At 45.2% G+C, this 14,462-nt stretch carries 24 protein-coding genes; 4 read left to right on the forward strand and 20 right to left on the reverse strand.

What is annotated here, in order from left to right; genetic code table 11:
* Window positions 1-9: 9 nt before the first annotated feature.
* From rplE to G5B06_RS10955, 20 genes are all read right to left on the reverse strand, one after another.
* Window positions 10-549 carry a 50S ribosomal protein L5 gene (rplE, locus tag G5B06_RS10860; RefSeq protein ID WP_021650765.1) on the reverse strand — a complete coding sequence of 180 codons (540 nt, stop codon included), beginning with the start codon at window positions 547-549 and terminating at the stop codon, window positions 10-12.
* Window positions 550-571: 22 nt separating this feature from the next.
* Window positions 572-883, reverse strand: coding sequence for a 50S ribosomal protein L24 (gene rplX, locus G5B06_RS10865; RefSeq protein WP_021650764.1), 312 nt, complete (start codon window positions 881-883; stop codon window positions 572-574).
* Between the two features lie 11 nt (window positions 884-894).
* Window positions 895-1,263 (reverse strand): 50S ribosomal protein L14, encoded by a 369-nt coding sequence (gene rplN / locus G5B06_RS10870; RefSeq protein ID WP_019162495.1) that lies wholly within the window; start codon window positions 1,261-1,263, stop codon window positions 895-897.
* 13 nt (window positions 1,264-1,276) lie between these two features.
* Complete coding sequence (gene rpsQ, locus G5B06_RS10875; RefSeq protein ID WP_118513007.1) at window positions 1,277-1,531, reverse strand: 30S ribosomal protein S17; 255 nt, start codon at window positions 1,529-1,531, stop codon at window positions 1,277-1,279.
* 18 nt (window positions 1,532-1,549) lie between these two features.
* Complete coding sequence (gene rpmC / locus G5B06_RS10880) at window positions 1,550-1,759, reverse strand: 50S ribosomal protein L29 (RefSeq protein WP_021650762.1); 210 nt, start codon at window positions 1,757-1,759, stop codon at window positions 1,550-1,552.
* On the reverse strand, window positions 1,749-2,186 hold the full coding sequence (gene rplP, locus G5B06_RS10885; RefSeq protein ID WP_118062095.1) for a 50S ribosomal protein L16: 438 nt from the start codon (window positions 2,184-2,186) through the stop codon (window positions 1,749-1,751). The genes rpmC and rplP overlap by 11 nt, the downstream gene beginning before the upstream one ends.
* Window positions 2,186-2,842: a 30S ribosomal protein S3 gene (gene rpsC / locus G5B06_RS10890; RefSeq protein WP_015526923.1), complete on the reverse strand. Its 657-nt coding sequence runs from the start codon at window positions 2,840-2,842 to the stop codon at window positions 2,186-2,188. Before rpsC ends, rplP begins: the two co-directional genes overlap by 1 nt.
* An 11-nt stretch (window positions 2,843-2,853) precedes the next feature.
* Window positions 2,854-3,243: a 50S ribosomal protein L22 gene (gene rplV, locus G5B06_RS10895; protein ID WP_015526922.1), complete on the reverse strand. Its 390-nt coding sequence runs from the start codon at window positions 3,241-3,243 to the stop codon at window positions 2,854-2,856.
* Window positions 3,244-3,329: 86 nt separating this feature from the next.
* Complete coding sequence (rpsS, locus tag G5B06_RS10900) at window positions 3,330-3,611, reverse strand: 30S ribosomal protein S19 (protein ID WP_015526921.1); 282 nt, start codon at window positions 3,609-3,611, stop codon at window positions 3,330-3,332.
* Window positions 3,612-3,626: 15 nt separating this feature from the next.
* Window positions 3,627-4,472: a 50S ribosomal protein L2 gene (gene rplB, locus G5B06_RS10905; protein ID WP_015526920.1), complete on the reverse strand. Its 846-nt coding sequence runs from the start codon at window positions 4,470-4,472 to the stop codon at window positions 3,627-3,629.
* Window positions 4,473-4,537: 65 nt separating this feature from the next.
* The gene (gene rplW / locus G5B06_RS10910; RefSeq protein ID WP_021976670.1) at window positions 4,538-4,837 is read right to left on the reverse strand and encodes a 50S ribosomal protein L23; all 300 of its coding nucleotides are present in this window, start codon (window positions 4,835-4,837) and stop codon (window positions 4,538-4,540) included.
* A complete protein-coding gene (gene rplD, locus G5B06_RS10915) occupies window positions 4,837-5,457 on the reverse strand; it encodes a 50S ribosomal protein L4 (protein WP_021976669.1) in 621 nt (206 codons plus the stop codon). The genes rplW and rplD overlap by 1 nt, the downstream gene beginning before the upstream one ends.
* Window positions 5,458-5,478: 21 nt before the next feature.
* Window positions 5,479-6,111, reverse strand: coding sequence for a 50S ribosomal protein L3 (gene rplC, locus G5B06_RS10920; RefSeq protein ID WP_118608611.1), 633 nt, complete (start codon window positions 6,109-6,111; stop codon window positions 5,479-5,481).
* Between the two features lie 65 nt (window positions 6,112-6,176).
* Complete coding sequence (rpsJ, locus tag G5B06_RS10925; RefSeq protein ID WP_015526916.1) at window positions 6,177-6,494, reverse strand: 30S ribosomal protein S10; 318 nt, start codon at window positions 6,492-6,494, stop codon at window positions 6,177-6,179.
* 347 nt (window positions 6,495-6,841) lie between these two features.
* Window positions 6,842-7,924, reverse strand: a complete 1,083-nt coding sequence (locus G5B06_RS10930) for a hypothetical protein (RefSeq protein ID WP_148447493.1) — start codon at window positions 7,922-7,924, stop codon at window positions 6,842-6,844.
* Window positions 7,925-8,066: 142 nt separating this feature from the next.
* Window positions 8,067-8,321 carry an HPr family phosphocarrier protein gene (locus G5B06_RS10935; protein ID WP_015526913.1) on the reverse strand — a complete coding sequence of 85 codons (255 nt, stop codon included), beginning with the start codon at window positions 8,319-8,321 and terminating at the stop codon, window positions 8,067-8,069.
* Window positions 8,318-9,274 (reverse strand): DNA-binding protein WhiA, encoded by a 957-nt coding sequence (gene whiA / locus G5B06_RS10940; RefSeq protein WP_148447495.1) that lies wholly within the window; start codon window positions 9,272-9,274, stop codon window positions 8,318-8,320. Before whiA ends, G5B06_RS10935 begins: the two co-directional genes overlap by 4 nt.
* 43 nt (window positions 9,275-9,317) lie before the next feature.
* The gene (gene rapZ, locus G5B06_RS10945; RefSeq protein ID WP_148447496.1) at window positions 9,318-10,196 is read right to left on the reverse strand and encodes an RNase adapter RapZ; all 879 of its coding nucleotides are present in this window, start codon (window positions 10,194-10,196) and stop codon (window positions 9,318-9,320) included.
* A 38-nt stretch (window positions 10,197-10,234) separates the two neighbouring features.
* Window positions 10,235-11,149, reverse strand: a complete 915-nt coding sequence (gene murB / locus G5B06_RS10950) for a UDP-N-acetylmuramate dehydrogenase (RefSeq protein WP_330596956.1) — start codon at window positions 11,147-11,149, stop codon at window positions 10,235-10,237.
* Between the two features lie 54 nt (window positions 11,150-11,203).
* Window positions 11,204-11,935, reverse strand: a complete 732-nt coding sequence (locus tag G5B06_RS10955) for a tRNA threonylcarbamoyladenosine dehydratase (protein ID WP_173762665.1) — start codon at window positions 11,933-11,935, stop codon at window positions 11,204-11,206.
* A gap of 192 nt (window positions 11,936-12,127) precedes the next feature.
* On the opposite strand from G5B06_RS10955, the gene G5B06_RS10960 reads away from it, so the two are divergent.
* From G5B06_RS10960 to G5B06_RS10975, 4 genes are read left to right on the forward strand one after another with little or no spacing between them, the layout of a single operon-like run.
* A complete protein-coding gene (locus tag G5B06_RS10960; protein WP_173762666.1) occupies window positions 12,128-12,544 on the forward strand; it encodes a stage V sporulation protein AB in 417 nt (138 codons plus the stop codon).
* 41 nt (window positions 12,545-12,585) lie between these two features.
* Window positions 12,586-13,044: a SpoVA/SpoVAEb family sporulation membrane protein gene (locus G5B06_RS10965; protein ID WP_148447502.1), complete on the forward strand. Its 459-nt coding sequence runs from the start codon at window positions 12,586-12,588 to the stop codon at window positions 13,042-13,044.
* The gene (locus G5B06_RS10970; RefSeq protein ID WP_148447504.1) at window positions 13,041-14,096 is read left to right on the forward strand and encodes a stage V sporulation protein AD; all 1,056 of its coding nucleotides are present in this window, start codon (window positions 13,041-13,043) and stop codon (window positions 14,094-14,096) included. Before G5B06_RS10965 ends, G5B06_RS10970 begins: the two co-directional genes overlap by 4 nt.
* Window positions 14,097-14,098: 2 nt before the next feature.
* On the forward strand, window positions 14,099-14,455 hold the full coding sequence (locus G5B06_RS10975) for a SpoVA/SpoVAEb family sporulation membrane protein (protein WP_021977054.1): 357 nt from the start codon (window positions 14,099-14,101) through the stop codon (window positions 14,453-14,455).
* Window positions 14,456-14,462: the final 7 nt, after the last annotated feature.

Here is a 14,462-nt window from a genome sequence, read left to right on the forward strand (position 1 = left end):
CTTTTCCTCCTATTTAGCAAATGGCATGTTGAATAATGTCAGTAATTCGCGTGCCTCTTCATCTGTTTTAGCAGTTGTAACGAAGATAACGTCCATTCCTCTTACTTTATCAACCTTATCGTACTCAACCTCTGGGAAGATCAGCTGCTCTTTGATACCAAGAGCGTAGTTTCCTCTGCCGTCGAATGCGTTCGGGTTAACACCACGGAAGTCACGTACACGTGGAAGAGCAAGGTTGATAAGACGATCAGCGAACTCATACATCTTCTCGCCTCTTAAGGTAACTTTACATCCGATCGGCATACCCTCTCTGATTTTGAAGTTAGCGACAGATTTTTTCGCTTTTGTAGCGATTGCTTTCTGTCCTGTAACAAGTTCCATATCTGCGATTGCAGCGTCAAGAAGTTTAGCGTTCTCTTTTGCCTCGCCAACACCCATGTTAACAACGATTTTCTCGAGTTTTGGCACTTCCATTACGTTTTTGTATCCGAATTTCTTGGTCATGGCATCCATGATCTCGTTCTTGTAAAGATCTTTTAATCTACTCACCTTTATATGCCTCCTCTCTTAATTAATCGATTGTCTTTCCTGTTGCTTTGGCAACACGAACTTTTTTGTCTCCATCCATCTTGAATCCAACTCTTGTAGCTTTTCCGTCTACAACGAGCATTACGTTGGAGATGTGAAGCGGAGCTTCTTTTGTCACGATTCCACCGTTCTGATTAGCTGCGGACGGTTTAGCGTGCTTTGTAACCATGTTTACGTTCTCAACAACTACTGTGTTGTCTTTTACGTTAACTGCAAGAACTTTTCCGTCCTTACCTTTATCTTTTCCAGCGATAACTTTTACAGTATCACCTTTTTTAATTTTCATAGCTGACATTCGGCACCCTCCTATAATACTTCCGGAGCTAAGGAAACGATCTTCATGAATTTCTTCTCACGAAGCTCTCTGGCAACTGGTCCAAAGATACGAGTTCCTCTCGGAGTTAAGTCATCCTTGATAATTACGGCAGCATTTTCATCGAAACGGATGTAGGATCCGTCTTTACGACGAGCGCCTTTTTTAGTTCTAACAACTACAGCTTTAACAACGTCACCTTTTTTAACAACGCCGCCTGGTGTTGCATCTTTAACCGTAGCAACGATTGTGTCACCGATGTTTGCATATCTTCTTGTAGAGCCGCCCATAACACGAATACAAAGGATTTCTTTTGCACCAGTGTTGTCGGCAACTTTCAGTCTAGTTTCCTGCTGAATCATACTGGTTTCCTCCTTATTTAGCTTTCTCTACGATCTCAACCAGTCTCCATCTCTTGTCTTTGGACAGCGGTCTGGTCTCCATTACCTTAACGGTATCTCCGATGTTGCACTCATTGTTCTCATCATGAGCTTTTAATTTATATGTTCTCTTCACGATTTTCTTGTAAAGAGGATGTTTTACATGGTCTTCAATTGCAACTACGATGGTCTTATCCATTTTGTCGCTGACAACCTTACCCACGCGGGTTTTTCTCAGATTTCTTTCCACGATTTATGTCCTCCTGTCCTATTTGGAAGCGTTTGCCTGCTCAGTGATTACTGTCTGGATTCTGGCAATATTTTTGCGAACCTCTTTGATTCGTCCTGTATTGTCTAACTGGTTTGTTGCATTCTGAAATCTCAGATTGAAAAGCTCTTTTTTAGCAGCTACTAATTCTTCATTCAGTTCTGCAACTGACTTTGCTTTTAAATCTTCCACGAACTTATTAATTTTCACTGTTATCACCGCCTTCTAAGTCTGCACGAGAAACGATTTTACATTTACATGGTAACTTGTGCATTGCAAGACGTAATGCTTCACGGGCAACCTCTTCGGACACGCCTGCAATCTCAAACATAACACGACCTGGTTTTACTACTGCTACCCAGTACTCCAGAGCGCCTTTTCCGGAACCCATTCGAGTCTCAGCTGGTTTAGCTGTTACCGGTTTATCCGGGAAAATCTTAATCCAAACTTTACCGCCACGTTTGATGTAACGGGTCATAGCAACACGGGCTGCCTCGATCTGATTAGATCTGATCCAGCACGGCTCAGTAGCAACAAGACCGAAATCACCATAGTTGATAGCATTGCCTCTAAGGGCTTTTCCTCTCATGGAGCCACGGAATTGTTTACGACGTTTTACTCTTTTTGGCATTAACATTATTTATCGCTCCCTTCCTTAGTTCCTTTTGTCGGAAGAATCTCACCATTGTAGATCCATGCCTTAACACCAACTTTACCGTATGTGGTGTCTGCTTCCGCAAAGCCATAATCGATATCTGCACGAAGTGTCTGAAGCGGGATTGTTCCCTCGCTGTAGAACTCTGTACGAGCCATATCAGCTCCGCCGAGACGTCCGGATACGGAAGTCTTGATTCCCTTAGCGCCAGCCTTCATTGTTCTCTGCATTGTGGACTTCATAGCACGTCTGAAAGAAATACGGTTCTCAAGCTGAAGAGCAATGTTCTCAGCAACCAGCTGTGCATCTTTGTCCGGTCTCTTTACTTCTTTGATGTCAACGATAAGCTTCTTGTCTGTGTATTTCTGAAGCTCAGCTTTAACTTTCTCGATCTCTGCGCCGCCCTTACCGATTACGATACCAGGTTTTGCTGTGTAGATGATGATCTTAACTCTGTCAGATGCTCTCTCGATCTCGATCTTGGAAACACCTGCGCTGTATAATTTCTTTTTAAGGAATGTTCTGATGTTGTAGTCTTCTACCAGGTAGTCAGCAAATTTGTCTTCTGCATACCATCTGGAATCCCAATCCTTGATAACTCCGACTCTAAGGCCATGCGGATTAACTTTCTGTCCCATGCTTTTCCTCCTTACCTTTCATCAAGCACAACAGTGATATGGCTTGTTCTCTTCTCGATTCTGTAAGCTCTACCCTGTGCTCTCGGCTGAATTCTCTTCATTGTAGGTCCCTTATCTGCATAGCATGCTGCAACATAAAGGTTGTCTGCGTTCATTCCGTTGTTGTTCTCAGCGTTTGCTACTGCTGACTCAAGCAGTTTTTTGATCACGCTGGAAGCGTATCTCGGATTGTATGTCAGGATACCAAGTGCTGTCTGTACATCTTTGCCACGGATTGCATCTAATACGTAGCAGGCTTTCTGAACAGAAATTCTTGCATAAGATAACTTTGCAGACGGCCTTGTCTCTCTATTATTCTCATTTCTGGCTCTCTTTATCTGGCTTCTATGTCCTTTTGCCATCTTAAAGTGCCTCCTTTCCTAAATTCGATATCTGAGTTATCTGCCAGCTGTCTTAATCTGACAGCGGGCAGTTATAAATCTGATGACTAGCGTACTCCGGACTTCTTCTCGTCTTTTCCGTGTCCTCTGTAAGTTCTTGTTGCAACGAACTCACCAAGTTTGTGTCCTACCATATCCTCTGTGATATATACCGGCACATGTTTTCTTCCGTCATGAACAGCGATTGTGTGTCCTACGAAAGACGGGAAGATTGTGGAACGGCGAGACCAAGTTTTGATTACGGATTTATCATTTGCAGCGTTAAGAGCGTCTACTTTTTTAAGTAAGCTCTGGTCTGCAAAAGGTCCTTTTTTCAGTGAACGAGACATGCTTTCTCCTCCTTATTATTTCGATAATGCTTTTCCATCGCGTCTTCTTACGATGTACTTGTTGGACTGTTTGTTTTTCTTTCTGGTCTTCAGGCCGAGAGCAGGTTTGCCCCACGGTGTGCAAGGACCTGGGCGTCCGATACCGGTCTTACCTTCACCACCACCATGTGGATGGTCATTCGGGTTCATTACGGAACCACGAACTGTAGGTCTGATACCCATGTTACGTTTACGTCCGGCTTTACCGATGTTAATAAGGTTGTGATCTCCGTTTCCGATTACACCAACAGTTGCGCGGCATACGATCGGAACCATTCTCATCTCACCGGAAGGAAGACGAAGTGTTGCATACTTTCCTTCTTTAGCCATGAGCTGTGCGCCGTTTCCTGCAGAACGAACCATCTGTCCGCCTTTTCCAGGATGAAGCTCAATGTTGTGAACCATAGTACCAACCGGGATAAGCTCCAGCGGGAGGCAGTTTCCAACACGAACCTCAGCTTCCGGACCATTGTAAACCTTCTGGCCTACTTTAAGTCCCTCTGGAGCGAGGATGTAAGCTTTCTCGCCATCTGCGTAGCAGATAAGAGCGATATTAGCTGTTCTGTTCGGATCGTACTCGATTGTTTTAACTGTTGCAGGGATTCCATCTTTTCTTCTCTTGAAGTCGATGATTCTGTATTTTCTTCTGCTTCCGCCACCCTGATGTCTTACAGTGATTTTACCCTGATTGTTACGTCCGGCGTTCTTCTTAAGGGAAGTAACGAGGGATTTCTCTGGTTTTGCAGCTGTAATCTCAGAGAAGTCGGAACCAGTCATATGTCTTCTTGACGGTGTATATGGGTTATAGCTTTTGATTCCCATGATGTTTCTCCTTTCAATCTTTATCATCACGCTTTTGACTGCGTATATTCGGACTTAACTGTTAATTAAAGTCCTTCGAAGATCTCGATATCTTTGCTCTCTTCTGTAAGAGCTACGATAGCTTTTTTGGTCTTAGCAGTTTTTCCAACTACCATTCCACGGCGTTTTTTCTTTCCATCGTTGTTGATGGTGTTTACGCTTTTAACTTTTGTTCCCTCGAACATCTTCTCAACAGCCTCTTTGATCTGAGTCTTGTTTGCTTCTGGATGTACAAGGAATGTATATTTTTTCTCACCCATGGCGTTCATGGATTTCTCTGTGATAACCGGACGGATGATTACGTCATAGTACTGAATACTTGCCATTATGCGTATACCTCCTCGATAGATGCAACGGCATCCTTTGTAACAACTACGGTGTTGTGTTTCATAACATCGTATGTGTTGATTGTAGCCGGTGTTGCAGTTTCCACGTCAGCGATGTTTCTTGCAGAAAGAATTACGTTCTGATCGTTATCAGCTGTGATTACAAGAGCTTTCTCTGCTTTCAGGTTTGTAAGAACCTTCTGCATCTCTTTTGTCTTAACCTCAGCAAGTGCAAGGCTGTCAACAACAACAAGTTTATTATCCTGAACCTTGGATGTCAGAGCGGATTTAAGAGCTGCTCTTCTTTCCTTTTTGTTCATTTTTACTTCATAGTCTCTCGGAACCGGAGCGAATACAACACCGCCGCCTGTCCACTGTGGTGCACGGATGGAACCCTGTCTTGCATGACCTGTTCCTTTCTGTCTCCACGGTTTTCTTCCGCCGCCTCTTACCTCAGAACGAGTTTTCGCTTTCTGAGTTCCCTGACGGTTATTTGCAAGCTGACGAACAACTGCAAGATGAACGAGATGCTCGTTGATCTCAACGCCGAATACTGCGTCATTCAGCTCCATTGTGCCAACTTCATTGCCTTCCATATTATAAACAGTTACATTAGCCATTCTGATGCTCCTCCTTTCCTATTATAAGGACTTTACTGTCTCTTTGATTGTAACCAAAGATTTCTTAGGTCCTGGAACAGCACCTTTAACTAACAGTAAGTTATTCTCTGTATCTACACGTACGATCTCAAGATTCTGAACAGTTACCTGAACATGTCCCATGTGACCTGGCATATGTTTTCCTTTGAAAACCTTGCTCGGATCGGAGCAAGCGCCGTTGGAACCTGCATGACGATGATATTTAGAACCGTGAGCCATAGGTCCTCTGGACTGGCCATGTCTCTTGATGGCGCCCTGGAAACCTTTACCTTTGGAGATTGCAGTAGCATCGATGTGATCTCCTGCTGCAAAGATGTCAGCCTTGATTTCCTGTCCAACCTCATACTCGCCGGCATTGTCAAATCTGAACTCTTTTACAAATCTTTTTACAGCTACACCAGCTTTATCAAAGTGGCCTTTCTCCGGTTTGTTGACCAGTTTCTCTCTGATCTCGCCGAAGCCAACCTGAACTGATGTGTATCCATCGTTCTCCTCAGTTTTAACCTGAGTTACAACGCAAGGACCTGCCTGTAAAACAGTTACCGGAATTAACATTCCATCTTCATTGAAGATCTGAGTCATTCCGACTTTAGTAGCTAAAATAGCTTTCTTCATTTCTTTCTTCCTCCTTATAGCGGATTACCATTCGGTAATCATATAGTTAATGTCAAATGACATTATTAGCGGTTTTTCATCTTGATATCGATGTGAACACCAGCCGGCATTTCCAGTCTGGAAAGTGCATCTACTGTTTTCTGAGTTGGTGTCAGGATATCGATAAGTCTCTTATGAGTTCTCTGCTCAAACTGCTCTCTGGAATCTTTGTATTTATGAACAGCTCTTAAGATTGTAACAACCTCTTTCTTAGTAGGAAGCGGAACCGGTCCACTTACCATTGCTCCGTTCTTCTTTACTGTCTCGATGATCTTTGCTGCAGATGCATCAACGAGCTGATGATCATATGCCTTTAATGTGATTCTCATTACCTGATTTGCCATAAAAAAAGTCTCCTCCTATTCGTACTTATATAGCAGTACGACAAGCGGCGACTGTACACATCTCCGTGTGTGTCATGGTATATTTGCACACACGCCCATCCCAAGATGGTTATTGAACTTTGTACAGTGACTTGTCGTCAGTTTCCTAACTTGACATTCGCTCCACGGAAAACCTACCAATGTGGTAGCAACCTCGCGCTTCATAGCTATCAATGTCACAGCAAGGATTAGTATATACGATGATCTTTAAGAATGCAAGTGTTTTTTTTAATTTTTTTAAATTTTTTTAAAAAAGAAAAAAACGGCTCATTTCTGAACCGTTTCTTTCTTATATAATAGGTAGTTATTTATTCTTCCATGTCGTCTGCTTCACCGCTGATGATATCTGAGTAATCGAACAATGTCACGTTTGTGATATCATCTTTTACGATATCCGGTGCATCACCGGCCTTCTTCACACGGTTTGCCAGCTGTGCTGCGGAAAGAGACGGCATTGCAAGACTTCCGATTGTAACCGGTTCCTCTTCCTCCTCCCCTGCTTCTACAGCTCTTCTTGGCTGCGGACGGGCTGCTTTCGGTTCCGGCTGCCTTCTCTGTATTCTTTCTGCTGCCGGAGCTTCCTCCAGGTCTTCTGAGGTAGCTGCCGCAATCTCTTTCTTCAGTTCCTCATGTGCTTCACTGGCTGCTGTCTGTGCTGTACGCGCCATTGCGGAAGCTTTTCTTCCAGCAGGACGTTCCGTAACATCCTCCTCATCAATCTCATCTACAAAGCCACCGGTACGTACTTTTCGTTTCTCCGCTTTTTTGCTTTTACGTTTACGCGCTTTCTCTTCCTGAAGGATTTCTTTTTCTTCTTCCTTCATTCTTCTGGCACGTTCTTTTTCTTCCCGTTTCAGTTCTTTTTTTGATTTTACATATCCGGGTTCCGGATCATCCATGTCATCCTGCACATCCTCCGGCTCTTTTTTCCAGAGTTCCGCAATCACATAAAGAATAATCAAAAACAGAACAACCAGACCGAGAATAATCAGTCCTTCAATGCTTTCTGTAGCAACCAGCAGATATCCCACATATCCAATGGTAATGACAACCTTCGGAACATAATCTCCAACCTTGATTGTAAGTGTCTTGTCTCCAGAAACAGACTGATCTGTAACCGTTCCTGTTCCTTTGGATGCATCAATATTCGTGATGGTATATTTATATGTCTTGGAATCTTTCTCAACAAGAATCGGTGTACCTACTGTGATTTCAGAGCTTTTCTCCGGAATTGCATATGTAACGGAACCTACCGGAAGGTTCGTCGCACTGTCGGACTTATCCACGATCACAGTTCTCACTCCGAAAAACGGTGGAAGAACAAGCCCCAGCACACAGATCAGAGTACATATCACAACAAGATGTACAATAAATTTCAATACTTTTGACATAGGTAATCTTCCTCTTTCATATTAATAAGCGCCTTGAAGCGGAAAGGGATACAGCGGGAATCGGTCTTCCTTTCCGTCTGTATCCCTTTATATTCCTCATTCACAGAATCTCCCGTTCTGTGAACTGCTCTGTCCAAATTGATTACTGGTTGCTTAAATACTGTTCAATGCTCTCCATTGCCGCATTCTCATCATCACCGTTGGCAGACAGTGTGATCTCTTCACCTGCGTCAAGTCCCAGCGTCATCATCCCCATGATACTTTTTGCATTGACTCTTTTTTTGCCAATCTCAACATAAATTTCACTGTTAAACTGGCTTGCCACCTGAACAAGCTGTGCTACTGGTCTTGCCTCCAGTCCAGTGGATAAGTTGATAGTGATTGGTTTTTTAATCATAATAGCTCCTCCTTGTTCTCCCGCAGCTCATCTGCGATCTCACTCAGCTTACGAAGCCGGTGATTCACACCTGATTTGCCCACCTGCGGATTCAACATCATACCTAATTCTTTCAGTGTGGCATCTGGATACTTAAGCCTCAGCCTGGCCACCTGAGCCAGTGCATCGCTCAAACTTTCAAAGCCGACCGTTCTGCTGATCAGCTGTATGTCTTCCACCTGTCTCACTGCCGCATTTACCGTTTTATTGATATTCGCAGCCTCACAGTTTACCTTCCGGTTCACTGTATTACGCATTTCCTTAAGAATCCGGATATTCTCCAGATTCATAAGTGCTACGTTCGCTTCCATGACTGCCAGCATGTCAACGATCTGTGCGCCTTCTTTCACATAGACCACATATGATTTCTTGCGCACTACAATTTTAGCTTCTACGTGAAAACTGCGGATAATCCCCTGTAATTGTTCTGCTTTTCTCTTGTCCGGACATACAATCTCAAAATGATATCCTTTCTCAGGATCGCTGATTGAACCAGACGACAGAAAAGTACCGCGAATAAACGCACGCTTGCAGCAACTCATCTGAACTACAAGCGAATTATCCATTTCAAGTAACCCGGTTTTGTTATCCACGGAAAGTTTCGTTCCCTGCAGAACTTCCTCTGCCCTGGCCGGATCTGTAACTTCTACAAGATATACCCTGCCCCGTTTCAGATGGGACCCCTCCCTGATAACAATCGCTGTCTCTATATTAAATGTTTTTCTTAATAATGTAAAGCTTTTTCTTGCAACTGCTTCATTTTCTGTCTGAATCCACAGCTTTCTGTTTCCGTCCGGCAGATTTTCCACATGACCGCAGCCACAGAGTAACGCCGCCATTTCTGCCACCTGACAGTGTCTCGCCGGACTGAACTGCCCTGCAAGCTCTTCTTTAACTTTTCCTGAAAATGACATCCCGAACCCTCTTTTATATCTTCACTGCAGTGCTTTTCCTGCATTATTTTTTCAGAAGTCTGTCCTTCTCCGCATCTCTGTGTTCCAGACGAATTCCATAATCCTCCGCTTTTGACAACCTGGAATACAGTTCTCTGGCAATGGTAACCGAGCGGTGTTTGCCGCCTGTGCATCCGATGCCGATTACAAGGCTTGTTTTCCCCTCTTTTATATAATTGGGAATCAGAAAACGAATCATATCTTCCAGTTTATCCGCAAACGCCCTCGCAACATCGCTGTCCATCACATAATTAAATACCGCATCATCCAGACCTGTAAGAGGCCGCAGTTCATCCACATAATAAGGATTAGGCAGAAAGCGCACATCAAAAACAAGATCCGCGTCTGCCGGGATTCCATACTTAAAGCCAAAGGAAAGAACCGAGATCATAATGTTGCTGAATTCTCTGTCATCCACAAAAATTTTCTCAATTTCCTGACGGAGTTCCCTTGTAAGAAGGTGGCTGGTATCAATGATATAATCCGCCCGCTTGCGGAGGAATCCGGTTATCTCCCTTTCCAGACGGATTCCCTCATCCACCCTTCCTGTTCTTGCCAGCGGATGGCTTCTTCTCGATTCTTTATAACGCTTCACAAGGACAGAATCTTCTGCATCCATAAAAAGAATTTCATAATCATATCCTGTCTGTTTCATACGGTCAAGAACCACTTCCAGCTCATCAAGGGCACTTCCACTCCTGGCATCAATTCCCAGTGCCACATTTCTTACATTCTCACTCTGCATTTCCGGAAGAAGGGAGGCAAATTTTTCCAGAAGCTGAATCGGAAGATTATCCACACAAAAATATCCCATATCCTCCAGCATTTTAAGTGCTGCGGTTTTTCCTGCTCCTGAAACTCCTGTAACAATTACAAAACGCATAGTCTCTCTTCCTTTCCCACTTTTCTCTTCCTGTATTCCTATTCGAAATCACCCAGGAATTTCACTTCCGGTTCCAGAGTAACTCCGTATTTCTTATATACAATATCCCTTACATTATCCATCAGTGTGCGGACATCCTTTGCAGTTGCGCCCCCTGCATTAATCACGAATCCGCAGTGTTTTTCGGAAACCTGGGCACCGCCCACCTGATAACCGGCAAGCCCGCTGTCCATAATCAATTTCCCCGCAAAATAACCTTCCGGTCTCTTAAATGTACTTCCCGCACTTGGATACTCCAGAGGCTGCTTGGTTGTACGCCTGATAGTCAGATCCTTCATGGTTTCACGGATGGCTTCCTGGTCTCCTTCTTTCAGCTGAATCTTTGCTTCCAGAACTATATAACCTGCTTTTTTTATGACGCTGGTACGGTATCCCAGTTCCAGTTTTTCTGCAGGGAGGGAAAAAATCTCTCCCTCTTTGTCCATCACAGTTACCTCACAGAGAACATCTTTCATCTCCCCGCCATATGCACCTGCATTCATCACTGCCGCACCGCCGATCGTTCCCGGGATCCCTCCTGCAAACTCAAAGCCTGTAAGAGATGCATTCTTCGCAGCTGCTGCCACTGCAGAAAGCAATGCCCCTGCCTGTGCGGTAATTGTCGTGCCCTCAGTCTTTACGGCAGACATGTTTTTGTAGATCTGAATCACTACTCCACGATAACCGCCGTCTCCAACAAGAAGATTGCTTCCGTTTCCAAGAATAAAATATGGAATTCCTTCTTTTTTGCAGAGTCTGACGATTGCTCCTACATCCTCACTTTTCTCAGGAACCAGAAAATAATCGGCTGGTCCTCCAATCTTAAAAGTAGTATGCTGGCTCATAAGTTCTTCTGTAAAAACACGGTCTTCTCCAAGAAGATCGCAGAACATTTTTCTGATTTCTTGATTCACTTTTTCTGTTCCTCAGTCTTTCTGTTTTATTTCCTGTATCATCTATATTCTCTTTCAGCTGCGTAAAGTCGTTCCCGCTGCCAGAATGTCCCGTGCCACTTCCCCGGCAAGAAGATTTCCTGCCGTTCCCAGGACAAACGAAATATTTCCTTCCATCGGCTGCTTCACGGCCGTTCTGTTCCGTCTGAACAGCTTCTCCTTTGTAGGCCTTTCTCTGGAATACAGCACCTTCAGTTTCCTGATTCCACGTTTACGCAATTCCATTTTCATCACTTTAGCTACCGGGCATACCGTCGTTCTGCTGATATCCGCAATTTCAAGTCTGGACGGATCCAGTTTATTTCCCATATCCATACAGGAAATAACCGGTACACGCGCCTCTGCTGCCCTGCTGATCAGAAGCAGTTTGGAGGACAAAATCCCCAGCGCATCCACAATATAGTCAAAGGAGCGCAGCTCAAACATTCCTGCCGTCTCCTCATTATAAAAGGTTTCGTAGGTATGCACCAGAATATTCTCATCAATATCACGGATTCTTTTCTTCGCCGCTTCCACCTTGCTCATACCAATTGTAGAATGAAGTGCAAGAATCTGGCTGCTGATACTGGTCAGTGAAATTTTTTCATGGTCAATCAGTGTCAGACTTCCCACACCGCAGCGTGCAAGTGCCTCTGCTGCCTGAGCTCCGGCTCCGCCAAGACCGAATACTGCAATCTTCGCCCTGCTGAGTTTTTTTACACCTGTATTTCCAACGAGCATTTCCATTCGTGAAAAAGCATCCTGCATATCCGTCCTCCTGACACTGTTTTTTCTTCTGGTTAAGAAAGACAGCGTCTGTACGCCGCTGTCTATAGCCTTTTTTATTATACTATCTAAGTCAGAAAATGTACAGATATTCTTGTTTTTTAAGATTTCCGCATAAAAATTTTATATTCACTCATACTACTTCCATAGAAATCCACAAAGGAGGTTCCGTCCATGTTCCAACAGGCATTTTTATGCTTCACTGGTTTCTGCGCCGGTATCATCGTGGCAGGAGGGGTTTCCGGGCTTCTGATCGGCCTTTCCATTGTTCCCCGCTATGCAGGCATCACTCACACCGCTGATTGCATTTTTTTATATGAAGACAGTTCACTTCTGGGAACCGTTGCCGGAACTATCGTCACCCTCTTTCCGGTCAGGATCCCGCTGGGGCCTTTTTTCCTGGCTGTCTGTGGAGTCTTTTTCGGAATCTTTCTGGGCGGCTGGATTCTGGCACTGGCGGAAATCGCAAAAGTCTTTCCCGTCTTTGCCAGGCGGCTGAAATTCACCCAGGGACTTTCCCTTGTGATCGTTTCCATTGCTGCCGGAAAAACTCTTGGCTCCCTGTTTTATTACGCCAAAGGCTGGATGTGACCCTTACCGCCTCTCTATCATCTTACGAAAGGATCTTTCATATGCGTAATATTGATGAAAAAAAATACGAACAATATGTCAAACAGCTTACCCCCACCCACAGTCTGCCCCTGAATATGGCAAAAGCGTTTCTCACGGGCGGACTGATCTGCCTTCTTGGCCAGGTCATTATCAACATCTCACAGTCTCTCGGTGCAGACACTTCCGATGCCAGAACCTGGTGTTCTGTACTTCTCATCCTCTTAAGTGTTATTCTCACAGGATTGGGGATCTACCCGAAGATCGGAAAATTCGGCGGTGCCGGAAGCCTTGTTCCCATTACCGGTTTTGCTAACTCCGTGGCTGCATCTGCCATTGAGTTCCGGGCAGAAGGACAGGTCTTCGGCATTGGATGCAAGATTTTTACCATTGCAGGACCTGTAATCCTCTACGGTATCTTAAGCGCCTGGGCCTTAGGTGTGATCTATTATATCTTAAAAATCCTGGAGGTGATATCATGAGCAGAAATCTTCGTCTGGGTGCATCCAGCATTGCCTTTTCAAAGCCCCTTTATATCGAAAGCGCCGCATCCATCGTCAGCCAGAAAGAGGCCGATGGACCTCTTGGAGATTTTTTTGACCTGGTCTGCGAAGATCCCATGTTTGGCTGTGACACCTGGGAATCCGCGGAAAGTACGTTGCAGAAAGAAACTGCCACACTTGCCATGAATAAAGCCGGATTAAACTCCGAAGATATCCATCTGATGTTTGCCGGAGATCTTCTTGCCCAGACTGCAGCTACCTGCTTTGGTTCCGCCGGGCTTGGAATTCCTTTCTACGGACTTTACGGCGCCTGCTCCACCATGGGGGAATCCTTGTCTCTCGGCTGCCTTGCTCTCACCGCCGGTTTCGGCACCCGGGTCTTATGTGCCACCTCCAGCCATTTTGCAAGTGCGGAAAAAGAATTTCGTTTTCCTCTGGGATACGGTAATCAGCGGCCCTTTTCTGCCACCTGGACTGTAACAGGAAGCGGCGCCTGTATTCTGAACACAGCCCCTCCCGGGGAAAAATCTCCTCTGCGCTCCGGCAACGGCTGCGCTGCCATCACTGGACTTACGGCCGGCCGGGTCATGGATTACGGACTCAAAGATTCCATGAACATGGGCGGCTGCATGGCTCCTGCTGCCTGCGACACCATTGCCCGGAACTTTTCAGATTTCGGGCGGAAGCCTTCGGATTACGATGCCGTCTTTACCGGGGATCTGGGGAGCATCGGGCAAAAAATTCTCCTGGATCTTCTGTCCGAACAGAACATCCAGCTCTCACCCATTCATAAAGACTGCGGAATCCTGATCTATGACAATCCATCTCAGGATACTCACGCAGGAGGAAGCGGCTGTGGCTGTTCTGCCGTAGTCCTTGCCTCCTATATCCTTCCAAAAGTTGTATCCGGGGAATGGAAGCGGATTCTTTTTGTGCCCACAGGCGCCCTTCTTTCCAAGGTAAGTTTCAACGAAGGTGACAGTATTCCAGGTATCGCCCACGGAGTTGTCATTGAGCATATGGAGGTGTAAGTATGGATTATTTCAACGCATTCTGGTTCGGTGGTCTCATCTGCGCCCTGATCCAGATCCTTCTGGACAAAACAAAGCTGATGCCTGGCCGCGTGATGGTACTTCTGGTGTGCAGCGGTGCCGTATTAAGTGCCGTTGGTATCTACAAGCCGCTGGTGGATTTTGCAGGTGCCGGAGCTTCCGTTCCCCTGATCGGTTTCGGCCATGTGTTGTGGGAAGGAATGAAAAAAGCCATTGAAGAAGACGGTATCCTGGGACTTTTTACAGGTGGCTTTACTGCCTGTGCCGCCGGAGTTTCCTCTGCTTTGATCTTCTCCTATCTGGCCAGTTTCTTCTTCCGTCCGAAGATGAAAAAATAAGGTTTCA

The organism is Blautia luti, from assembly GCF_013304735.1.
GTDB lineage: Bacteria > Bacillota > Clostridia > Lachnospirales > Lachnospiraceae > Blautia_A.

Coding starts and splice junctions, on each gene's coding strand:
- rplX (WP_021650764.1), bottom strand. CDS start 883: ATGTCAGCTATGAAAATTAAAAAAGGTGATACTGTAAAAGTTATCGCT.
- rplN (WP_019162495.1), bottom strand. CDS start 1,263: ATGATTCAGCAGGAAACTAGACTGAAAGTTGCCGACAACACTGGTGCA.
- rplP (WP_118062095.1), bottom strand. CDS start 2,186: ATGTTAATGCCAAAAAGAGTAAAACGTCGTAAACAATTCCGTGGCTCC.
- rpsC (WP_015526923.1), bottom strand. CDS start 2,842: ATGGGACAGAAAGTTAATCCGCATGGCCTTAGAGTCGGAGTTATCAAG.
- rplV (WP_015526922.1), bottom strand. CDS start 3,243: ATGGCAAAAGGACATAGAAGCCAGATAAAGAGAGCCAGAAATGAGAAT.
- rpsS (WP_015526921.1), bottom strand. CDS start 3,611: ATGTCTCGTTCACTGAAAAAAGGACCTTTTGCAGACCAGAGCTTACTT.
- rplB (WP_015526920.1), bottom strand. CDS start 4,472: ATGGGAATCAAAAGCTATAACCCATATACACCGTCAAGAAGACATATG.
- rplW (WP_021976670.1), bottom strand. CDS start 4,837: ATGGCAAGTATTCAGTACTATGACGTAATCATCCGTCCGGTTATCACA.
- rplD (WP_021976669.1), bottom strand. CDS start 5,457: ATGGCTAATGTAACTGTTTATAATATGGAAGGCAATGAAGTTGGCACA.
- rplC (WP_118608611.1), bottom strand. CDS start 6,111: ATGAAGAAAGCTATTTTAGCTACTAAAGTCGGAATGACTCAGATCTTC.
- rpsJ (WP_015526916.1), bottom strand. CDS start 6,494: ATGGCAAATCAGGTAATGAGAATCACATTAAAGGCATATGATCATCAG.
- G5B06_RS10930 (WP_148447493.1), bottom strand. CDS start 7,924: ATGTCAAAAGTATTGAAATTTATTGTACATCTTGTTGTGATATGTACT.
- G5B06_RS10935 (WP_015526913.1), bottom strand. CDS start 8,321: ATGATTAAAAAACCAATCACTATCAACTTATCCACTGGACTGGAGGCA.
- whiA (WP_148447495.1), bottom strand. CDS start 9,274: ATGTCATTTTCAGGAAAAGTTAAAGAAGAGCTTGCAGGGCAGTTCAGT.
- rapZ (WP_148447496.1), bottom strand. CDS start 10,196: ATGCGTTTTGTAATTGTTACAGGAGTTTCAGGAGCAGGAAAAACCGCA.
- G5B06_RS10955 (WP_173762665.1), bottom strand. CDS start 11,935: ATGCAGGATGCTTTTTCACGAATGGAAATGCTCGTTGGAAATACAGGT.
- G5B06_RS10960 (WP_173762666.1), top strand. CDS start 12,128: ATGTTCCAACAGGCATTTTTATGCTTCACTGGTTTCTGCGCCGGTATC.
- G5B06_RS10965 (WP_148447502.1), top strand. CDS start 12,586: ATGCGTAATATTGATGAAAAAAAATACGAACAATATGTCAAACAGCTT.
- G5B06_RS10970 (WP_148447504.1), top strand. CDS start 13,041: ATGAGCAGAAATCTTCGTCTGGGTGCATCCAGCATTGCCTTTTCAAAG.
- G5B06_RS10975 (WP_021977054.1), top strand. CDS start 14,099: ATGGATTATTTCAACGCATTCTGGTTCGGTGGTCTCATCTGCGCCCTG.